This is a genomic window from Sphingomonas abietis, assembly GCF_027625475.1.
Classification (GTDB): Bacteria; Pseudomonadota; Alphaproteobacteria; order Sphingomonadales; family Sphingomonadaceae; genus Solisphingomonas; species Solisphingomonas abietis.
Genome location: NZ_CP115174.1, coordinates 2837441 through 2856363, shown reverse-complemented (window position 1 = coordinate 2856363; position 18923 = coordinate 2837441). Strand labels below are relative to the sequence as shown.

Here is an 18923-nt window from a genome sequence, read left to right as displayed (position 1 = left end):
CCGGCGACGCGATGGGGGCGTCCAGCATGATCCGCCCGGCATGATCTACGCGGCCGATCCGCCGGCGGCGCGATCGCTGGTGGCGCTGGACGAGATGGTGGCGATCTTCCATCGGCCATCGGGCACGACGCACCTGCTGGCATCGCCTGCGCCGGAGTTGCTCGATGCGCTGGCCAGCGGCCCATGCGACGCGGCCGGGCTGCTGGCGCGGCTGTCCGAACGGTTCGACCTGGTCGATTCCGCGATCGACGCGATCACGGCACGGATGGACGAGCTGGTGCTGGCCGGACTCGCCTGGCGGACATGAGGCATGAGATCGCGCTGAGAGTGGGGCCGGTCGGCTTCCGTATCGGTTCCGACTGGGGCGGCCCGATCGCGGCGGTGCGGCAGCTCTATGCGGGCTATCCCGCGCCGGATGGCGGCGTGCCGGACATGACCGTTCGCCTCTATGCCGAGCGGCCTTGGCGGCGGTTCGTGCGCCCCTCGGTGGCGATCTCGGGCGATTTCTGGCTGCCCGATGCGGCGCCGCTGCCGCTCGCCCAAGGGCTGCTCGCCGCTGAGATGGGGATGAACCTCCAGGTCGCGCTCGGCTGGCGGCGGCACCTGCTGCTGCATTGCTCGGCGGTCGAGCGCGACGGGCGCGTGCTGCTGATGTCGGGCGCGAGCGGATCGGGCAAGTCGACGCTGGCGACCTTGCTGGCGATGCGCGGCTGGCGCTTCCTGGGCGACGAGTTCGCCTTCGTGGCGCTGGAGGATGGCCGCATCCATCCCTTTCCCCGTGCATCGAGCCTCAAGAACGAGGCGGTGGCGGCGGTGCAGATGGCGGGCGGCATGGTCGGCCCGGTGCTTGCAGGCACGCCCAAGGGGACGATCGGCTATTGGCGTCCGCCCGTCGATGCGATCGCGCGCATGGCCGAGGCCGCTCCGCCCGCGCTGCTGCTGTTCCCGCGCTTCGGCCGGCCCGAACAGGTCGAGCGGCTGGCGGCGAGCGAGACCTTCATGCTGCTCACCCAGGCTTCGACCAACTATGTCGCGCTCGGCGAGGCGGGCTTCGCCGCGCTGACCCGGCTGGTGCAGGGCGTGCCGTCGCTGGCGGTGGATTATCCGGACGGCGAGGCCGGGCTGCGATTGGTCGAGACGCTGTGGGGCGGATTGTGAAGACGTTACGGTCCGCCTTTCATCCGTTCGCACTGAGCGAAGTCGAAGTGCGTGCGGTGGGCGCGGCGCCTGTGGCACGTCCTTCGACGTCGCTCAGGACGAACGGGGGAAAAGCTTCGGCGGCGGCGTGGCTGGTGTGACGATGAAGGCCGCCCGCCTCCTCGTGTCCGCCCTGCGCGATCCGGCGACCGTCGCCGGGCTCTCGGCGGACGACTGGACGATGCTGCTCACCGCGGCACGGGCGGAGCGGCTGATCGGCACGCTGGCCTACCGGCTCGACATGCGCGCGGTGCCGCCCGCCGTCGCGCGCATCCTCGCCGATGCGCGCGAGGGGGCGGTGGAGGAGCGCCGCGCCGCGCTGTGGGAGGCGGAGATGGCCCGGCGCGCGCTGGCCCCGCTCGGGCTGCCGCTGGTGCTGCTCAAGGGCACGGCGTTCGCGGCGGCGGGGCTGGATGCGGGGCAGGGACGCTCGATCGGCGATCTCGACATCCTCGTGCCGCGCGCCGCGATCGACGAGGCCGAGCGCGCGTTGCGCGCTGCGGGCTGGGAGCCGATCAAGGAGGATGCCTATGACGACGCCTATTATCGTCGCTGGATGCACGAGCTGCCGCCGCTGATCCACCGCGATCGCGATCGGATGATCGACGTCCACCACACCATCCTGCCGCCGACCGCGCGGCCGACCCCGGATGCCGCCGCGCTGCTCGCCGATGCGGTGCCGCTGGGGGATGGCGGGCTGGCGATGCTGTCGCCGGCCGACATCGTGGTCCACGCCGCCGCGCACCTGTTCGCCGACGGCGACCTCGCCGGCGGGCTGCGCAACCTGTGGGACATCGACCGGCTGCTGCGCGAACAGGACGATCCGGCCTATTGGGTCACGCTGCGGGAGCGCGCCAGACGCCACCAGCTATCGACCGAGGTGGCGCGCGCGGTGCGGCTCTCGGCCTCGCTCTATGGCACGCCGATCTCGCCGGATTGGCGTGGGGCCAATCCGCTCGACCCGCTGTATCGCCGCCGGCTGCTGGTCCGCGACGGCTGGGGGCGGCAGGGCCGCAGCTTCACCCGGCTGGGCTTTTACGTCCGCTCGCACTGGCTGCGCATGCCGCCGTTGATGCTCGCCGGCCACCTGTGGACCAAGGCGACGAAGAAGGGGTGAAGCGTCTCTGTCGTGTTCCTGCGTTCACAGGAGCACGGGAGGCCGATCCGGCTACGATCTACAGACTCGCCAGCGCCGGGATCAGCTGGTTCCAATGGTCGATCAGGCGGTCGGCGCCAAGTTGCTCGGGCGGGCGATCGTGAAAGCCGAAGCTGAGCGCCACGCAGGGGATGCCTGCCGCCTTCGCGGTATCGGTGTCGGTGATCGAGTCGCCGATGAACGCCGCCGGCAGCGCGCCGCCGGAACGTGCGATCGCGGCGAACAGCGGCGCCGGATCGGGCTTGCGCACCGGCAGCGTGTCGCCGCCGATGACGACGGCGAAGCGGTTCTCCCAGCCGATCGCCTTCAGGAAGCGATGGGTGAGCGCCTCCAGCTTGTTGGTGCAGATCGCGATCGTCACGCCGTCCGCGACCAGCGCGTCGAGCGTCGCCTCGACGCCTTCGAAGGCGTGGGAATGATCGGCGACATGCGCCTCATAATATTCGAGGAACACCGGAAAGCCTTGATCGATCAACGCTTCCGTCACCTCGCCGGTTGCCGCCAGCCCCTTTTGCAGCAGCGCCCGCACGCCATGCCCGACCATGTGGCGGACATCCGCCGGCGGGATCGGCGGGCGGCCGAGCGCGGTCAGCGCATGGTTGAGCGCGGCGGTAAGATCGGGGGCGGTGTCGGCCAGCGTGCCGTCGAGATCGAAGACGACGGTGCGGAAGCGCGAGGTGGCGAAGGTTTCGGCGGTCATAGGGGCAGGCGATGGCGACTAGCGCTGGAACAAGCAAGCGCGTCGTGGCATCTCGCATGGCCATGACCGAGATATCCTCCCCCCGCCCGTTCGCCGCCGTGATTCTTGCCGCCGGCAAGGGGACTCGCATGAAGTCCGACACCCACAAGGTGCTGCATCCGATCGCCGGGCGGCCGATGCTGGCGCATCTGCTGGCGAGCGTCGAGGCGCTGGGGCCGGTCGCCGAAGTGGTGGTGGCCGGCCATGGTCGTGACCAGATCGAAAAGGCGGTGGCCGCACGCGGCGCCCGCGTGGCGTTGCAGGAGCCGCAGCTCGGCACCGGCCATGCCGTGCAGCAGGCGGAGGCGGCGCTGGCCGGCTTCGACGGCGACATCCTGATCCTCTACGGCGACGTGCCGATGGTGCCGACCGCGACGATGGCGCGGATGCTCGAACGGCTCCATGCCGAAGACGCGCCCGCCGTCGTCGTGCTGGGCTTCCGTCCGCCGGTCGCCGGCGCCTATGGCCGCGTGATCGCCGACGCGGACGGCACCATCGCCAAGATGGTCGAGGCCAAGGACGCGTCGCCCGAGGAATATGCCGTGACCCTGTGCAATTCGGGGCTGATGGCGGTGCGGGCCGCCGATCTCTGGCCGCTGCTGGCGCGCGTCGGCAGCGATAATGCGGCGGGCGAATATTATCTCGTCGATATCGTCAATCTGGCGCAGGCTGATGGCCGCAAGTCAGCGGTCATCGAGACCGAGGCGTGGGAGGTCGCGGGCGTCAACAGCCGCGCCGAACTCGCCGGGGTCGAGGCCGAGTGGCAGGGGCGCCGCCGCGCCGCCGCGATGGCCGACGGCGCCACGCTGGTCGCGCCCGAAACGGTATGGTTCGCGCATGACACGGTGATCGGCCGCGACGTGACGATCGAACAGAATGTCGTGTTCGCCCCCGGGGTGACGGTCGCCGACGGCGCGATCATCCGCGCGTTCAGCCATCTCGAGGGCGCGAGCGTCGGCGAGGGCGCGTTCGTCGGCCCCTATGCGCGCCTGCGCCCCGGCGCCAAGATCGGCGAAAAGGCGCATATCGGCAATTTCGTCGAGGTGAAGAACGTCACTGTCGGCACCGGCGCCAAGGCCAATCACCTGGCCTATCTGGGTGACGGCGAGGTCGGGGCAGGCGCCAATATCGGTGCCGGCACGATCTTCTGCAATTATGACGGCTTCTTCAAGAATCGGACGATCGTGGGCGAGGGCGCCTTCGTCGGATCGAACAGCGCGCTCGTCGCCCCGGTGACGATCGGCAAGGGGGCGATCGTCGCGGCGGGATCGGTGATCGCGCGCGACGTCGCGCCGGACGCCCTGGCGCTGGTCCGCCCCGAGCAGCAGGAGAAGCCCGGCTGGGCTGCCCGCTTTCGCGCGCGCTCTGCGGAGAAGAAGGCGGCGGGCTGATCGGCGCGGCCCCGTGCCGGTGGCGACGTCGGCTTAGGCCGGCGTGGCGACCGGCCGAACCGGCTTGTCGATGTTGCGCCTGATGTCCTGGACGAAGCGCGAACGGCCGACGCAGAACAGGAACAGGTTCTGGAGCATGTTGGCGAGGCCGCTGCAGGGTCGCTTGATCTGGATGAGCAGGATGTAGCGATCCTCGCTCGTCTCGTTCCACACTTCGTGGTTCCGCATGTCGTCGAAGATGAACGACTGCCCCTCCTGCCATGGCACGACGTGCGTCGTGTCGCCATCCTCGATCGCGATCCGGCATTGCTCGCGATCGGCGGGCACCTTGAGCGCGAGATGATAGGTCAACATGCCCTTGGTCATCCCCCAATGACGGGGGATATGGCCGCCGGCCTCCATCACCGAGAAGCAGCCTGTCACTAGCCCGGGCACCTTGCGGAGCAGCGCGGTGGTGATCGGCGCCCGTTTGCAGTTGTTGGTCATCTCATAGCCATAGCCCTTGAGGAACAAGGATTTCCAACGGCGGTCTGCCGCGATCCGGCCATGATCGAACGAGATGTCGCCGAGCGAGGGAATATCCTCCGTCCGGATCCGGACGGCTTCGTCGCGAATGGCCTGCCAGTTGCTTTCGAGCGCGGGAATCCAGGCGAAGGCGGATTTGTCGATCAGCGCCGTATCGGGGATGAGCGAGCGACGCATGATGAAGCGATCGATCTTGGGGCGCAGCTCCTTGCCGATCTGGAATAGCGACTTGCCGACGAACGGCAGCTTCCGCCCACGGGCGTTCACTTTGTCATTCCAGTTCATCACCACTCCTTTGTTACGCGCGATCCGGAATGCCGCGAAGGGTGAAGCCGGATGCATGTCCCTTCCTGTCGTTCCGCGATTGTCAAAAAATCGGCTGACGGGCAAGGGTTGCTATTGAGGACTTACGTATACGGCAGGGCGGGCCGATGCAAAATCGAGCCGGTCGTCGCCACCACGGATATCGAGCAAATTCGTCCGCACCGACTAGGAGAGGGCGCGTCGCCGCGTTAGGAGGACGATCGAGCTAAAGGAGCATCTTCATGTGCGGCATCATCGGTATCCTCGGCACGCAGCCCGTCGCGCCGCGTCTCTTGGAGGGGCTGCGTAGGCTCGAATATCGCGGCTATGATTCGGCGGGCATCGCCACCGTCCACGACGCCGTGATCGATCGCCGCCGCGCGGCGGGCAAGCTCGACAATCTCGGCCGCGTGCTGGACGGCGATCCGCTGCCCGGCATCGTCGGCATCGCCCACACCCGCTGGGCGACGCACGGCGCGCCGACCGAGGACAATGCCCATCCGCACGCCACCGATCAGGTCGCGGTCGTCCACAACGGCATCATCGAGAATTTCAAGCCGCTGCGCGAGGAGTTGCAGGCGCGCGGCCGGGTGTTCCTGTCGCAGACCGATACCGAGGTGGTCGCCCACCTGATCTCCGAGCAGGTCGAGAACGGGCTCGATCCGGTCGAGGCGGTGCGGGTGACGCTGAAGCGCCTGCACGGCGCCTTTGCGCTTGCCATCCTGTTCCGCTCCAACCCCGATCTGCTGATCGGCGCGCGGCTGGGCTCGCCGCTGGTCGTCGGCTTCGGGCCGGAGACGCCGGACGGCGTCGAGACCTATCTCGGCTCCGACGCGCTGGCACTTGCCCCGCTGACCCAGCGCATCGCCTATCTGGAGGAGGGCGACTGGTGCGTCCTCACCCGCGACGGCACCCAGGTCTATGGCCGCGACGATCAGCCGGTCGAGCGCCCGATCGTGATCTCCGGCGCCAGCGACATCACCATCTCCAAGGGCAATCACCGCCACTTCATGCTCAAGGAGATATACGAGCAGCCGATCGTGGTGGCGCAGACGCTGCGCAGCTATGTCCGGCGGCTGGACGGCGAGCTGGCAATGCCGGCCGAGGATTTCGATCTCTCGGCGGTCAAGCGCGTCACTATCGTGGCGTGCGGCACCAGCTTCTATGCCGGCATGGTCGCCAAATACTGGTTCGAGCAGTTCGCGCGCGTGCCGGTCGACATCGATGTGGCGAGCGAGTTCCGCTATCGCGAGCCGGTGATGGAGGAGGGCGGCCTCGCGCTGTTCATCTCGCAATCGGGCGAGACCGCGGACACGCTGGCGGCGCTGCGCCATGCCCGCGCCGCCGGCCAGAAGATCGCGGTGGTCGTCAACGTGCCGACCTCGACGATGGCGCGCGAGGCAGACCTGCTGCTGCCGACCCATGCCGGGCCGGAGATCGGCGTCGCCTCGACCAAGGCCTTCTCCTGCCAGCTCGCCGTGCTGGCGGCGTTCGCGGCCAATCTGGCGCGGGCCAAGGGGCGCCTCAGCCGCGAGGCCGAGCGCGAGCTGGTGCGCCATCTGGCGGAGGCGCCGGCCGCGCTCAACGGCGCGCTCGCCTATGACGAGGCGATCGAGGCGGTCGCGCACATCATCGCGAAGGCGCGCGACGTGCTGTATCTCGGGCGCGGGCCGGATTATCCGCTGGCGCTGGAAGGCGCGCTGAAGCTCAAGGAGATCAGCTACATCCACGCCGAGGGCTATGCTGCCGGCGAGATGAAGCACGGCCCGATCGCGCTGATCGACGAGCATGTGCCGGTGATCGTGCTCGCGCCTTCGGGTCCGCTGTTCGAGAAGACCGTCTCCAACATGCAGGAGGTGCAGGCGCGCGGCGGACAGGTGGTGCTGATCTCGGATTATGACGGCGTGCAGCAGGCCGGCGAGGGCTGCATCGCGACGATCACGATGCCCAAGGTCCACCCGCTGATCGCGCCCCTGGTCTATGCGATCCCGGTGCAGCTGCTGGCCTATCACGTCGCGGTCGCCAAGGGCACCGACGTCGACCAGCCGCGCAACCTGGCGAAGAGCGTCACCGTCGAATAGGCGGACGGGATGTGTGCGGCTCGGCCCCTCGACTGCGCTCGGTGCGAACGGGTGGAGGTCTGGTGGGGTTGGGGCGCCGGTTCCGGGCCCCCAACCCCGCCAGCCTCACGCGACCGAGAGCGCGACCTTGGCACCGTTGTGGGCGAGGTGGGAGTAGGGGCAGACAATGTCCGCCTCGGCGACCAGCGCGGTCGCGGTGTCACGGTCGACGCCCGGGATCGACACCGTCAGCGCGATGTCGAGGCCGAAGCCCTTGCCGTCCTCGCGCGGGCCGATGCCGACCGAGGCGGTGACCGTGGTCGCCTCGTCGATCTTCACCTTCTTCTGGCCGGCGACATATTTCAGCGCGCCGAGGAAGCAGGCCGAATAGCCCGCCGCGAACAGCTGCTCGGGATTGGTGCCGTCGCCACCGGCGCCGCCCAGTTCCTTGACCGTGTCCAGGGTGACCGACAGCCGGCCGTCGGAGGTCTTCGAGGTGCCGGTGCGGCCGCCGGTGGAGGTGGCTTCGGCGCGGTACAGGATGCTCATGGCGATGCTCCTTGATATATTGCTCGCGGTAACTGTTATCGCGATAACTACTAGATGGACCCGCCCGGCCGACTTGTAAAGCGATAAATTTATCGCGATATGGATTCGTGTGAGAAATGTTGGAAAGAGGGAGGCAGGCCATGGCTGACACGGTTTCGCCGCTTGGGCTGGACGATCATCTGTGCTTCGCCATCTATTCGGCGGGGATCGCGATCAACCGCGCCTATCGGCCGCTGCTCGACCAGCTCGATATCACCTATCCGCAATATCTCGTGCTGATCACGCTATGGGAGGAGGATGCGCAGACGATCGGCGGGATCGCCGAGCGGCTGGCGCTCGAATCGAGCACGATCACGCCGCTGGTCAAGCGGCTCGAAGCGGCGGGCCTGCTGTCGCGCGAGCGCAATCCGGCCGACGAGCGGCAGGTGATCGTCCGCCTGACCGATGCCGGCCGGGCGATGCAGGCCCGCAGCACCTGCCTCGCGGCGGCGCTGCTGGAGAAGTCGCAGCTGTCGATCCCCGATCTCCAGCAGCTGAACACGCAGGTGAAGGCGCTGCGCGACGCGCTGGCCGAGGGATAAGGCCTCCCCCGACCCGCATCCCCAAACCCGCTACACCCGTTCGCACTGAGCCTGTCGAAGTGCGTGCCTCCAGCGCGGCGCCTGTCGCACGTCCCTTTCGACTGCCTTGCAGGCGCTCAGGACAGGCTTCGACAGGCTCAGGACGAGCGGGTTATGGGGAGCAGGGGACGGTGCCTTTGGCCCTGAGGGATGCGTCTCCGGATCAGGGTTTGAACGCCGCGCCCGCCAGCGTCGCATCGCCCTCGAGCGCGGCATCGCCGGCATGGTGGCCGATCGCCACCGCATAGCGGCCCCCAGCGAGGTTCCAGCCGCGCGCGGCCTCGTCCCAGGTCGAGAGCGTGCGGCGCTCGGCAGTGAGCGTGACGTGGCGAGTCTCGCCGGGGTTCAGCGTCACCCGCTCGAAGCCTGCGAGCCGTGCGACCGCACCGCCGGCCGGCGGCGTCACATAAAGCTGCGGCACGTCGGCGCCGGCGAGCTGGCCGCTGTTGGTGACGTCGAACGACACGGTGAGCGCCGCGCCGCCGGTCACCTTCAAGTGGCTGTAGGCGAATTGGGTGTAGGAGAGGCCGTAGCCGAACGGGAAGAGCGGAGCCTGTGCCTGCTTCGCATACCAGCGATAGCCGACATCGGCGCCCTCCGGATATTCGACCGGGAAGGAATGGGCGGTGCCGGGCGCGCCGCCGGCGTTGGAGGCGGCATCGTCCTGGGCGGCGATGGCGAGGCCGACCGGCGCCGGGCGCGGTGCCTGGCTCTCGCTCGTCGGGAAGGTGATCGGCAGGCGGCCCGACGGATTGACCTTGCCGAACAGGATATTGGCGATCGCCTCGCCGCCGCGCTGGCCGGGATACCAAGCGGCGAGTACCGCCGGCACCTTGTCGAGCCACGGCATCGTCACCGGGCCGCCGGTCTCCAGCACCACGGCGGTCCTCGGGTTGGCGGCGGCGACGGCGGCGATCAGCGCGTCCTGGCCGTCGGGCAGCGCGAGATCATGGACGTCCTCCGCCTCGGTCCGCCACTGGGTGGCGAACACCAGCGCGATGTCGGCGGACTTGGCGGCGGCGGCCGCGGCGGCGGGATCGCTGCCGTCGACATAGCGGACGTCGGCACCGGGCAGCATCGCCCGTATCGCCTTCAACGGCGAGGAGCCATGCCAGGTGGTCCGCGCGAAGGAGGCGGCGGGGCCGCTCTTGAGCGGGATCTCGATCGGCACGCCGCCGACCGAGCGGACCTGCGACGATCCGCCGCCGGACAGCACGCCGACATCGGCATGGCCGCCGATCAGCACCACCGTCGTGGCGGTCGCCGCGAGCGGAAGCAGCCCGCCCTTGTTACGGAGCAGGACGATGCCCTCCTCGGCGGCCTTCTGCGCGACCAGCGCGTGCGCGGCATAGTCGATCGGCTCGACCGCGGCGGGCGACGGATGGTCGTAGAGGCCGCTCGAGACGATGCCGGTCAGGATGTGGGTGACCATCGCATCGAGCCGGGCCTGCGGCACGTCGCCCTTGGCCACCGCGTCCCGCAGCTTGGCGCGGAAGAAATCGCCGCTGTCGAGTTCGGCGCCCGAATCCTGATCGAGTCCGGCGTTCGCCGCCTTGACGGTCGAGTGGACGGCGCCCCAATCGGACATCACCCAGCCCTTGTAGCCCCAGTCGCCGCGCAGCACGGAGGTCAGCAGCTCGTGGCTCTCGCAGCTATGGTCGCCATTGACGAGGTTGTAGGAGCACATCACCGATCCGGGCTGCCCCTTCTCGATCCCGATCTGGAAGGCGAGCAGATCGCTTTCATGCAGCGCCGGTTGCCCGATCCGCGCGTCATAGACCATGCGGCCGGTTTCCTGCGCGTTGAGCGCATAATGCTTGATCGTCGAGACGATATGGTTGCTCTCGACACCCTTGATGCTGGCGCCGGCGAGCAGGCCGGACAGCAAGGGGTCTTCGCCCAGATATTCGAAATCGCGGCCGCCCCATGGATCGCGGGTGAGGTTGACGCCGCCGGCCAACAGCACGTTGAAGCGCTTGGCGCGCGCTTCGGCGCCGATCATCGCGCCGCCTTCATAGGCGACCTGCGGATCGAAGCTGGCAGCGGTGGCGAGGCTGGCGGGGAGCGCGGTGGCGACGTCGCCCTTGCGCTGCTCGACCTGGTTGGCGACGCCGAGGCTAGCGTCGCTTTCCCGCAGCGTCGGGATGCCGAGGCGGGGGATGCCGACCATCTCGCCGGCCGATGGGATCATGTCGGTCGGCGCGCCGGGCTTGCCGGTGGCGAAGGGCGGGAACCAGGTGCGGACGATCTGGAGCTTCTCGTCCTGCGTCATCTGGCCGACGATGGCCCGCGCACGCGCTTCGGGCGAGAGGCTGAGGTTCAGCCACGGCTTGGCGGGGGCCGCCAGCACCGGCGCGGTGAGCGCGAGCGCGGCACTGCCGAGCAGGACGGATCGAAGGATAGAGCGGGTCGCGCGCATAAAACCTCTCAGTTGCGGTGATAGTGATCGATCAGCGATCGATGATCAGGAAGCGCCTGCACCGCCTGCGGCGCGGCCTGGCGGACCTTCGCGAAGGCGGCCATGGCATCGCGGGCCTGGGCCTGGCTATCGGCCGAAACGCCGGCGAAGGCGCCGGTGCCGGCCTCGGTGGCGAAGCCCATGCCGTGCAGGATGAACGCCCAGCTCGGCGGCAGGAAGGTCTGCTCGTCCATGACGAAATCGAAGCGGGACGGGAGCCGGCGGCGCCATTGCGCGATCTTGTCGCGCAGCCCCTCGGGCCAGCTCGCCGGATCGCGATTGTCGCGCCAATAGGCGGTGTCGGTGCGACGGCTGACGCAATAATGGAGCTTGAGGAACTCGACGATCGCGTCGAAGCGCGCGGGCATCTGGCGGTTGAAGTTGCGCGCCGCCGCGTCGATCGCGGCGCGATCGACCGGGCCGCGCAGCATGTCCGCGACCATCCGCGCGGCGACCTCGATCAGCATGATCCCGGTCGATTCCAGCGGCTCGAAAAAGCCCGCCGAGAGCCCGATCGCGATGGTGTTGCCGATCCATTGCCGTGTCCGGTAGCCGGTGCGGAACTGGAGCTTGCGGATGTTCAGGGCCTCGCCCGCCGGGCCGGCATAGCGGCGGATCACCGCCTCGGCCGCGTCGTCGGACATGTGGCGGCTGGAATAGACGCAGCCGGTGCCGCGCCGCGTCGGCAGGCCGATGTCCCAGATCCAGCCCGCTTCGTGCGCGGTGGCGTGGGTATAGGGGGCGATCGGCTGGCCGGGCGTCGCGTCCGGGATCTGCATCGCGATCGCGCGATCGTTGAACAGGATATCCTCGACCGACCGGAACGGCGCGCCGAGCGTGTCGCCGATCAGCAGCGCGCGGAAACCCGAGCAATCGATGAAGATATCGCCCGCGATCGGCGCCGATCCATCGGACGCCTGCCGGTCAGCCAGGGTGAGCGAGGCGATGTCGCCGGTCTCGTCGCGGGTGACGGTGGCGACGGTGCCTTCGATGCGGGCGACGCCGTTGGCGGTGGCGACGTCGCGCAGCCAGACGGCGAGCTTGGCCGCGTCGAAATGATAGGCATAGTTCATCGGCCCCGAGAAATCGGGATCCTCGCGCCGCTTCGGCCCGCGACCGGCGCGGATCAGCCGCTCCTGCACGGTCACGGCGTCGGCATAGGAGGGGCGCTGCGGATCGCCGCCGCCGTCCAGCCAATAGGGCAGCAGCCCCGGCTCGTCGCCGCCGAACGGCAGGTTGAAGGGGTGGAAATAGTCGTCGGCATCATGGCCCGGCGTCGGGCCACCCGCCCAGCCGGTGAAGCGCACGCCCTGCTTGAAGGTGGCGTCGCTGGCGCGCAGGAACTCGGCTTCGCTGCGGCCGAGCGTGGCGAGCGTGGAGCGCAGAGTCGGGAAGCTGCCCTCGCCGACCCCGATCGTGCCGATCTCGGTGGATTCGACCAGCGTGATCGCCCAGCCGTCGGGCTGCCCGCCGGCGGGAAGCGCGCGCGACAGATAGGCGGCGGTCAGCCAGCCGGCGGTGCCCCCGCCCACGATGATGATGCGCCTCGTCGTCATGGCGTTCCCGATCTTCGGGTCAGGATAATGGCGGCCATCGCCGGACGAATCCGATGATGGCCGCAGGTTCCGGCGCGAGGGTACGCGCCGGGGGTGGGGAAACGATCAGAATTTGGCGCGGACGCGAACACCCCAGGTGCGCGGCGGTTCGTAGTTCGACAGGAACACCGTGGCGAGGCCGTTGGTGCCCGGCGAGCCGGACACACCCGCGCTGGTGCGGATGCGCTTGTCGTTCACGTTGAGCGCAAAGCCCTCGATCTCGTACCGGCCGCCGGGGGCGGAATAGGTCAGGCCGAGGTCGATCTTGGCATAGGCCTTCTGCTTGTCATAGTCGGTGCCGAGCAGCCCCTTGCCGGCCAGGTTCGCGGGGTCGTAGCCAGCGGTGCCGTCGCCGTTGAAGTAGCTCAGCCAGCTGCGCGTCTCGTAGTGGAGGGTGAAGCGCGGGGTGATGCGCGCGCCATTATCCAGGTTGAAGTCATGCTCGTACACGCCGGTCGCCGAGAAATGCGGCGCGTGCGGCAGCTCGTTGCCCTTGAGGTTCTCGAAGTTCGCCGGATCGACATTGTAGATGCCGTTGTTGACGGTGATCAGCGAGTCGAAGCGGGTATGCTGATAGGTGCCGGCCAGGTTGACGCGATCGTTGCGGGTGATGTTCGCGCTCAGCTCCGCCTCGAAGCCATAGGCCTTGGCGCCCTTGGCATTGGTGGTGATGATCTGGCTGCCGGTGATGTTGCCGGCGTCGTTGCGCGTGGTCGTCGCCTGATTGACCTGATAGCCCTTGAAGTCCTCATAATAGGCCGCAAGGTTCAGCGTCATCCGTCCGCCGAACAGGCGCGACTTGGAGCCGACTTCGTAGTTGGTCAGCGTCTCGGGGCCGGCGAGCAGGCCGCCATCCTCGATATTGCCCGATTTGAAGCCGGTGCTGACGCTGCCATAGACTAATGTGGTGTCGGTCACCTGGGCGTCGGCGCGGGCCAGCCAGGTCACCTTGTTCCACTTGCCCTTGGTGTCGTTGTTCGAGATGCCCCACAGATTGCCGTAGCCGAGCGCGCTGCTCTCCGCATTGAGCGAGTTGACCACATCCTGGGCATTGCCGGCGCCGTTCAGGTCGATGCCGAAGATGCCGGGCAGGGTCGGCGTCGCATAGCAATTGGGGTTCGCGCTGTTAGGCGCGCCGCAATAGGTGATGTTGCGGCCGCCGACGTCCTTCTTCTTGTCGCTGGTGTAGCGGATGCCGCCGGTCAGGTTGATCCAGTTGTTCACATGCCACACCGCCTGGCCGAACGCGGCCCGCGAGTCGATCTCGCGATCGGCTTGGATGAAGGTGCCGGCCCAGTTGAAGGTGCCGTCGCGATAGCCGTTGCGCTGATCGATATCGAAGCGGATCTTGTTGACCTCGTGGCTGTAATAGCCACCCAGAATCCAGTCGATGGTGTTCTTGCCAGTCGACTTCAGCTGCACTTCGTGGCTGGTGAAGTCATAGCGCGAATAGGCAGTGTTGTTCTCGCCGAAGGCGCCGTTGGGCAGCACGATGGTGGTGCCGTCAGCGGCGAGCGAGGGCAGATGCGCGCCGGCATCGGCATCGGAATCGGCGGTCCCGCCGACCCGCGAGAAGCCGAAGATGTAGACCGCCTCGATCTTGTCGCTGACATCGTAGCTCAGGTTCGAGCGCACGCCCCACGAATAACGGTTGGTCTGCGGCGCGGTGTCGACCGCGGCCGACCAGAATTTCTCGCCTGAGCGCGGTGTCTGCATCAGCGACAGGATCGGCGAGCCGGTATCCTTGTAATATTCGCCCGAGACGTTCCAGTGCAGCCGGTTGAGATCCCAGCGGGCCGAGAGGCGGGCCGACTTCTGGTCGCCGGCATCATATTTCTTGCCGCTGGTGACATAGGCCGAGCGATTGATGCCGGGCACGTCAGGTGCCTGCTGGTAGCTGATATAGCCGTCGTGGCGATCGGTGATGAACGCCGCGCGGATCGCGAAATTGTCGGTGACGGGGATGTTGACCATGCCCTTCACGCCGAAGCGGTTGTACGAGCCGCCGGTCGCCTCGACATTGGCGTGGAAGCCATCGAGCGTGGGCTTGGCGGTGATCAGGCTGATCGCGCCGACGGTGGCGTTGCGGCCGAACAGCGTGCCCTGCGGGCCGCGCAGCACTTCGACGCGCTCCATGTCGTACATCAGCGCCGAGGCGCCCTGCGCGCGCGGGCTGTAGATGCCGTCGACATAGATCGCGACTTCGGGATCGGCGACCTCGGTATAGGCCGAGTCGTTGCCGATGCCGCGCATCGTCAGCAGGATGCCGCCCTGGTCGCCCTGCTGGGCGAAGTGGAGGCTGGGCACGAAATCGGCGAGGCCCTTCACGTCCTGCACCTGCGCCCGGTCGAGCGAGGCCTGGCTGAACGCGGTGATCGCGATCGGGGTCTTTTCGAGGCTGGTCTCACGCTTGGTCGCGGTGACGACGATTTCTTGCACCTGGCTCAGATCATTGGCGGAATTGGTGCTGGCGGTGACGGCGGGCGCGGCCTGCGGCGTGGTCTCCGCATCCTGTGCAAACGCCGTCGATGTCAGAAAAAGTGCGGCCGCAAGCGAAGTGCTCGCGGCAAGAATATGCCGGGTCATGGAATCCTCCCTGTGTCTCGCTCAGTTTCATGAGCTTGCCGGCCTTCAAACAGATGCTGACATAGATGTCAAAAGTTTTTGACATCGTTGTCTGGTCGGGGGCGCGGTGCGGCACTTGCGCCACACCGCGGCTGGCGTGGCAGGATCCCGTTATGCGTCTCCAGGCTTCCGGCTATGATGATCCCCGAGTTCCCGTCTGTCAGGGGCGGACGCGAAGCATGAGGAATGCGCGATGACCAATCTTCCCGCGAAGCCTGCCGGTGGTAAGATATTCGCCTTGGGCGACCTCCGGCCGCGACTGGCGGAAGGGGTATTCGTCGCGCCGGGTAGCGTCCTCATCGGGGATGTCGCGATCGGCGAGGGATCGAGCATCTGGTTCAACTGCACGCTGCGCGCCGACGTCGAAGCGATCCGCATCGGCGCGCGCAGCAATGTGCAGGATGGCAGCGTCGTCCATGCCGATCCCGGCGCGCCGACGGTGATCGGCGACGATGTGCTGGTCGGTCACATGGCGATGCTCCACGGCTGCACCATCGCCGACGGCGGCTTCGTCGGCATGGGCGCGACCTTGCTCAACGGATCGACGGTGGAGAGCGACGGGATGCTCGGCGCCGGTGCGCTTCTGACCGGCGGCAAGACGGTGGGTGCAGGGGAATTATGGGCCGGGCGCCCGGCGAAGTTCGTCCGCACTCTGAGCGAGGCGCAGATTGCCGAGATGCGGCAGGGGGCGATGCGCTATGCGGAGAATGCCCGGCGCTACCTGCGGGATCTGCGGCCGCTCTGACTTTCCGATGGCACGGGGGTTGGCGGCCTCGCCGACTTGCGATACGCTGTGATCACAGTGATGCGACGCTCGGGGGATATATGGCGGATGTGCTGACGATCGAAGGGCTCGCCATGCCCGCCGATGCGATCATCGACGGCGCACCCTTCATGCCCGCCCACTCCTTCGAGAATGTGACGCCGCGTGACGGCAGCGTGATCGGGCGGGTGGCGCTGTGCGGCCCGGCGGATGTCGATCGCGCCGTCGCCTCGGCGCGCGCCGCCTTCGAGGACGGGCGGTGGCGCGATCTGCCCTATAATGACAAGAAGGCGGTGCTGTTCCGCCTCGCCGACCTGATCGACGCGCATGCCGAGGAGCTGGCGACGCTGGAAAGCCTCGACATGGGCAAGCCGATCGCCGACGCGCGCGCCTTCGACATCCCGGCATCGGCGAAGACCTTCCGTTATTATGCCGAGGCGCTCGACAAGCTTTATGGCGAGGTTGGCCCGCATCATCCCGGCCGCATCTCGTGGGTGGTGCATGAGCCGCTGGGCGTGGTCGGGGCGATCGTGCCGTGGAACTTCCCGCTCAACATGGCGGCGTGGAAGGTCGCACCGGCGCTGGCGATGGGCAATTCGGTAATATTGAAGCCCGCCGAGCAATCGCCGCTCACCGCGATCCGCCTCGGCGAACTGGCGCTGGAGGCAGGGCTGCCGCCGGGCGTGCTCAACGTCATCCCCGGCACCGGCGAGGTCACTGGCCAGGCGCTGGCGCGACACCGGGACGTCGACATGATCGCCTTCACCGGCTCCGGCCCGGTCGGCGGGCTGCTGATGCGCTATGCCGGCGAGAGCAACCTCAAGCGCGTCTCGCTCGAACTCGGCGGCAAATCCCCGCAGATCGTGTTCGCGGACTGCCCCGACAGGGAGGCGGCAGCGCAGGCGGCGGCGTGGGCGATCTTCTTCAACCAGGGCGAGGTCTGCACCGCCGGATCGCGGCTGCTGGTGCAGAACAGCATCAAGGCGGAGTTCGTCGCGCGCGTCGTCGAGATCGCGAGGGGGATCGTGCCGGGCGATCCGCTCGATCCCGCCACCCGCTTCGGCGCGATGGTCAGCGAGGAGCAGATGCAGAGCGTGCTGCGTCGCATCGATCGCGCCAAGGCCGATGGCGCGACGCTGCTGCTTGGCGGCGAGCGGGTGCGCGCGGAGAGCGGCGGCTTCTACATCACCCCGACGGTGTTCGACGATGTCGATCCGGCCTCGGCGCTGGCGCAGGAGGAGGTGTTCGGCCCTGTGCTCGGCGCGATCGGCTTCGACACGCCCGAGGAGGCGTTCCGGCTCGCCAACGGCACCGTCTACGGGCTGGCGGCGGGCGTCTGGACGGCGGACGTGAACCTCGCCCACCGTGCGGCGCGCGCGATCCGCGCGGGGCTGGTGTGGATCAATGGCTGGGATGCCTGCGACATCACCATGCCGTTCGGCGGCTTCCGCCAATCGGGCTTCGGGCGCGACCGATCGATGCACGCGCTGGAGAAATATGCCGACATGAAGTCCGTTTCGATCAGCTTCACAGGTGCGCGATGAAGGGCTTCGCGGCAGATCCGCAGGAAGCTCATGGCTTCCTGGCCGCGCATCCAGATATCGAATATTTCGAGATGTTCTTCACTTCGCTGGGCGGCGTTCCGCGTGGCAAGCGGCTGCGCCGTTCGGAATTGCTGAAGCTTTATGAGGGATCGGCCTTTCTGCCCGGATCGATCGTCGCGGTGGATATCCTCGGCGCCGATTGCGAGGACACCGGCATGGTGTGGGAGACCGGCGACGCCGATCGCATCGCCCGCGCGGTGCCGGGCGGGCTCGTCCCCGCGCCGTGGCTGGGCGAGGATGTCGCGCAGGTGATGTGCTCGCTGCACGATCTGGACGGGGAGATCACGCCGTTCGATCCGCGCGCGGTGCTGGCGCGGGTGCTCGATCGCTTCGCCGCCGACGGGCTGACCCCGGTGGTGGCGTGCGAGATGGAATTCTATCTGGTCGAGAGCCGGCGGGGCAGGGTGTCGCTCCGCAGCTCGCCCTTCACCCGGCGCAAGCCTGCCGCCAACGAGGCGCACGGCCTGTCCGAGACCGAGGACGCCGCCGATTTCCTGCGCGCGCTGTGGCGGGCGGCGGACGCGCAGGGCGTGCCGGTCGAGGGGGCGAGTTCAGAGGCGTCGCCGGGCCAGCTCGAACTGACCCTCCACCACCAGGCCGACGCGCTGAAGGCGGGCGATCACGCCATCCTGTTCAAGCGCATCGCCAAGGGCGTCGCCCGCCCGCTCGGCTGCGAGGCGACCTTCATGGCCAAGCCCTTCGCCGAGATCGCGGGCTCGGGCATGCACATCCACATGTCGATGCTGGATGCGGCCGGCGCCAACATCTTCGCGGCGGAGGCGGCGGAGGGCACGCCCGCGCTCGCCCACGCGATCGGCGGCATGGCGCAGACGATGGCGGACGCGATGGCCGTGCTGGCGCCCAACGCCAACAGCTTCCGCCGCTATGTCGCGCGCAGCTACGCGCCGGTGTCGCCGACCTGGGGGATCAACAACCGCACCGTGGCGCTGCGCATTCCGGCCGGCTCCGCCGCCTCGCGCCGGGTCGAGCATCGCGTCGCCGGGGCCGACGCCAACCCCTATCTGGCGCTGGCGGTGGTGCTGGCCGGGGCGCATCATGGCCTGACGAACAATATCGATCCGGGCGCGATGACGCTGGGCGATGGCTATTCAGCGCCGGTCGCGGCGGGTGATCCGCTGCCGACCGATTGGCTCAAGGCGATCGATCGCTTCGAGGCGTCCAGCGTGATGCGCGACTATCTGGGTGATGCCTTCGTTGATCTCTACGCCACGGTGAAACGCACCGAGCAGGCCCGCTTCAACGCTGCGGTGACCTCGCTCGATTACGACTGGTATCTCCAGAATGCGTGAGCCTCTCCTCCTCCGTTCGTCCCGAGCG

Annotated in this window: 15 protein-coding genes; 9 read left to right on the top strand and 6 right to left on the bottom strand. The window is 68.1% G+C overall.

The features are described from left to right. Positions 1–40: 40 nt before the first annotated feature. From PBT88_RS13585 to PBT88_RS13575, 3 genes are all read left to right on the top strand, one after another. The gene (locus PBT88_RS13585; RefSeq protein ID WP_270075874.1) at positions 41–307 is read left to right on the top strand and encodes an HPr-rel-A system PqqD family peptide chaperone; all 267 of its coding nucleotides are present in this window, start codon (positions 41–43) and stop codon (positions 305–307) included. After that, positions 304–1158, top strand: coding sequence for an HprK-related kinase A (locus tag PBT88_RS13580; RefSeq protein ID WP_270075873.1), 855 nt, complete (start codon positions 304–306; stop codon positions 1156–1158). Before PBT88_RS13585 ends, PBT88_RS13580 begins: the two co-directional genes overlap by 4 nt. 142 nt (positions 1159–1300) lie before the next feature. Then, positions 1301–2314: a nucleotidyltransferase domain-containing protein gene (locus tag PBT88_RS13575; protein WP_270079259.1), complete on the top strand. Its 1014-nt coding sequence runs from the start codon at positions 1301–1303 to the stop codon at positions 2312–2314. A gap of 58 nt (positions 2315–2372) precedes the next feature. On the opposite strand, the gene gph is transcribed toward PBT88_RS13575, so the two are convergent. Further along, positions 2373–3053 (bottom strand): phosphoglycolate phosphatase, encoded by a 681-nt coding sequence (gene gph / locus PBT88_RS13570; RefSeq protein WP_270075872.1) that lies wholly within the window; start codon positions 3051–3053, stop codon positions 2373–2375. Between the two features lie 56 nt (positions 3054–3109). Here gph and glmU point away from each other — a divergent pair, with 56 nt between their 5' ends. Continuing rightward, positions 3110–4483: a bifunctional UDP-N-acetylglucosamine diphosphorylase/glucosamine-1-phosphate N-acetyltransferase GlmU gene (gene glmU, locus PBT88_RS13565; protein ID WP_407696564.1), complete on the top strand. Its 1374-nt coding sequence runs from the start codon at positions 3110–3112 to the stop codon at positions 4481–4483. Positions 4484–4516: 33 nt separating this feature from the next. On the opposite strand, the gene PBT88_RS13560 is transcribed toward glmU, so the two are convergent. Then, positions 4517–5293 carry an aspartyl/asparaginyl beta-hydroxylase domain-containing protein gene (locus tag PBT88_RS13560; protein ID WP_270075870.1) on the bottom strand — a complete coding sequence of 259 codons (777 nt, stop codon included), beginning with the start codon at positions 5291–5293 and terminating at the stop codon, positions 4517–4519. A gap of 260 nt (positions 5294–5553) precedes the next feature. Between PBT88_RS13560 and glmS the strand changes: the two genes are divergently transcribed. After that, positions 5554–7392, top strand: a complete 1839-nt coding sequence (gene glmS, locus PBT88_RS13555; RefSeq protein ID WP_270075869.1) for a glutamine--fructose-6-phosphate transaminase (isomerizing) — start codon at positions 5554–5556, stop codon at positions 7390–7392. Positions 7393–7497: 105 nt separating this feature from the next. Here the strand turns inward: glmS and PBT88_RS13550 are convergent, their stop codons facing one another. After that, a complete protein-coding gene (locus PBT88_RS13550; RefSeq protein ID WP_270079258.1) occupies positions 7498–7926 on the bottom strand; it encodes an organic hydroperoxide resistance protein in 429 nt (142 codons plus the stop codon). 134 nt (positions 7927–8060) lie between these two features. On the opposite strand from PBT88_RS13550, the gene PBT88_RS13545 reads away from it, so the two are divergent. Beyond that, positions 8061–8501, top strand: coding sequence for a MarR family winged helix-turn-helix transcriptional regulator (locus tag PBT88_RS13545; RefSeq protein WP_270075868.1), 441 nt, complete (start codon positions 8061–8063; stop codon positions 8499–8501). A 202-nt stretch (positions 8502–8703) separates the two neighbouring features. Here the strand turns inward: PBT88_RS13545 and PBT88_RS13540 are convergent, their stop codons facing one another. The 3 genes from PBT88_RS13540 to PBT88_RS13530 form a co-directional block, all read right to left on the bottom strand. After that, on the bottom strand, positions 8704–10959 hold the full coding sequence (locus PBT88_RS13540) for a beta-glucosidase (protein ID WP_270075867.1): 2256 nt from the start codon (positions 10957–10959) through the stop codon (positions 8704–8706). A gap of 8 nt (positions 10960–10967) precedes the next feature. Next, complete coding sequence (locus PBT88_RS13535) at positions 10968–12554, bottom strand: tryptophan halogenase family protein (RefSeq protein WP_270075866.1); 1587 nt, start codon at positions 12552–12554, stop codon at positions 10968–10970. 105 nt (positions 12555–12659) lie between these two features. Beyond that, a complete protein-coding gene (locus tag PBT88_RS13530) occupies positions 12660–15179 on the bottom strand; it encodes a TonB-dependent receptor (RefSeq protein WP_270075865.1) in 2520 nt (839 codons plus the stop codon). 232 nt (positions 15180–15411) lie between these two features. On the opposite strand from PBT88_RS13530, the gene PBT88_RS13525 reads away from it, so the two are divergent. From PBT88_RS13525 to PBT88_RS13515, 3 genes are all read left to right on the top strand, one after another. Further along, complete coding sequence (locus tag PBT88_RS13525; RefSeq protein ID WP_270075864.1) at positions 15412–15963, top strand: gamma carbonic anhydrase family protein; 552 nt, start codon at positions 15412–15414, stop codon at positions 15961–15963. A gap of 80 nt (positions 15964–16043) precedes the next feature. Continuing rightward, complete coding sequence (locus PBT88_RS13520) at positions 16044–17525, top strand: aldehyde dehydrogenase (RefSeq protein WP_270075863.1); 1482 nt, start codon at positions 16044–16046, stop codon at positions 17523–17525. Then, a complete protein-coding gene (locus tag PBT88_RS13515) occupies positions 17522–18895 on the top strand; it encodes a glutamine synthetase family protein (protein ID WP_270075862.1) in 1374 nt (457 codons plus the stop codon). Before PBT88_RS13520 ends, PBT88_RS13515 begins: the two co-directional genes overlap by 4 nt. Positions 18896–18923 lie beyond the last annotated feature (28 nt).

Coding starts and splice junctions, on each gene's coding strand:
- PBT88_RS13585 (WP_270075874.1), top strand. CDS start 41: ATGATCTACGCGGCCGATCCGCCGGCGGCGCGATCGCTGGTGGCGCTG.
- PBT88_RS13580 (WP_270075873.1), top strand. CDS start 304: ATGAGGCATGAGATCGCGCTGAGAGTGGGGCCGGTCGGCTTCCGTATC.
- PBT88_RS13575 (WP_270079259.1), top strand. CDS start 1,301: ATGAAGGCCGCCCGCCTCCTCGTGTCCGCCCTGCGCGATCCGGCGACC.
- gph (WP_270075872.1), bottom strand. CDS start 3,053: ATGACCGCCGAAACCTTCGCCACCTCGCGCTTCCGCACCGTCGTCTTC.
- glmU (WP_407696564.1), top strand. CDS start 3,110: ATGGCCATGACCGAGATATCCTCCCCCCGCCCGTTCGCCGCCGTGATT.
- PBT88_RS13560 (WP_270075870.1), bottom strand. CDS start 5,293: ATGAACTGGAATGACAAAGTGAACGCCCGTGGGCGGAAGCTGCCGTTC.
- glmS (WP_270075869.1), top strand. CDS start 5,554: ATGTGCGGCATCATCGGTATCCTCGGCACGCAGCCCGTCGCGCCGCGT.
- PBT88_RS13545 (WP_270075868.1), top strand. CDS start 8,061: ATGGCTGACACGGTTTCGCCGCTTGGGCTGGACGATCATCTGTGCTTC.
- PBT88_RS13540 (WP_270075867.1), bottom strand. CDS start 10,959: ATGCGCGCGACCCGCTCTATCCTTCGATCCGTCCTGCTCGGCAGTGCC.
- PBT88_RS13535 (WP_270075866.1), bottom strand. CDS start 12,554: ATGACGACGAGGCGCATCATCATCGTGGGCGGGGGCACCGCCGGCTGG.
- PBT88_RS13530 (WP_270075865.1), bottom strand. CDS start 15,179: ATGACCCGGCATATTCTTGCCGCGAGCACTTCGCTTGCGGCCGCACTT.
- PBT88_RS13525 (WP_270075864.1), top strand. CDS start 15,412: ATGACCAATCTTCCCGCGAAGCCTGCCGGTGGTAAGATATTCGCCTTG.
- PBT88_RS13520 (WP_270075863.1), top strand. CDS start 16,044: ATGGCGGATGTGCTGACGATCGAAGGGCTCGCCATGCCCGCCGATGCG.
- PBT88_RS13515 (WP_270075862.1), top strand. CDS start 17,522: ATGAAGGGCTTCGCGGCAGATCCGCAGGAAGCTCATGGCTTCCTGGCC.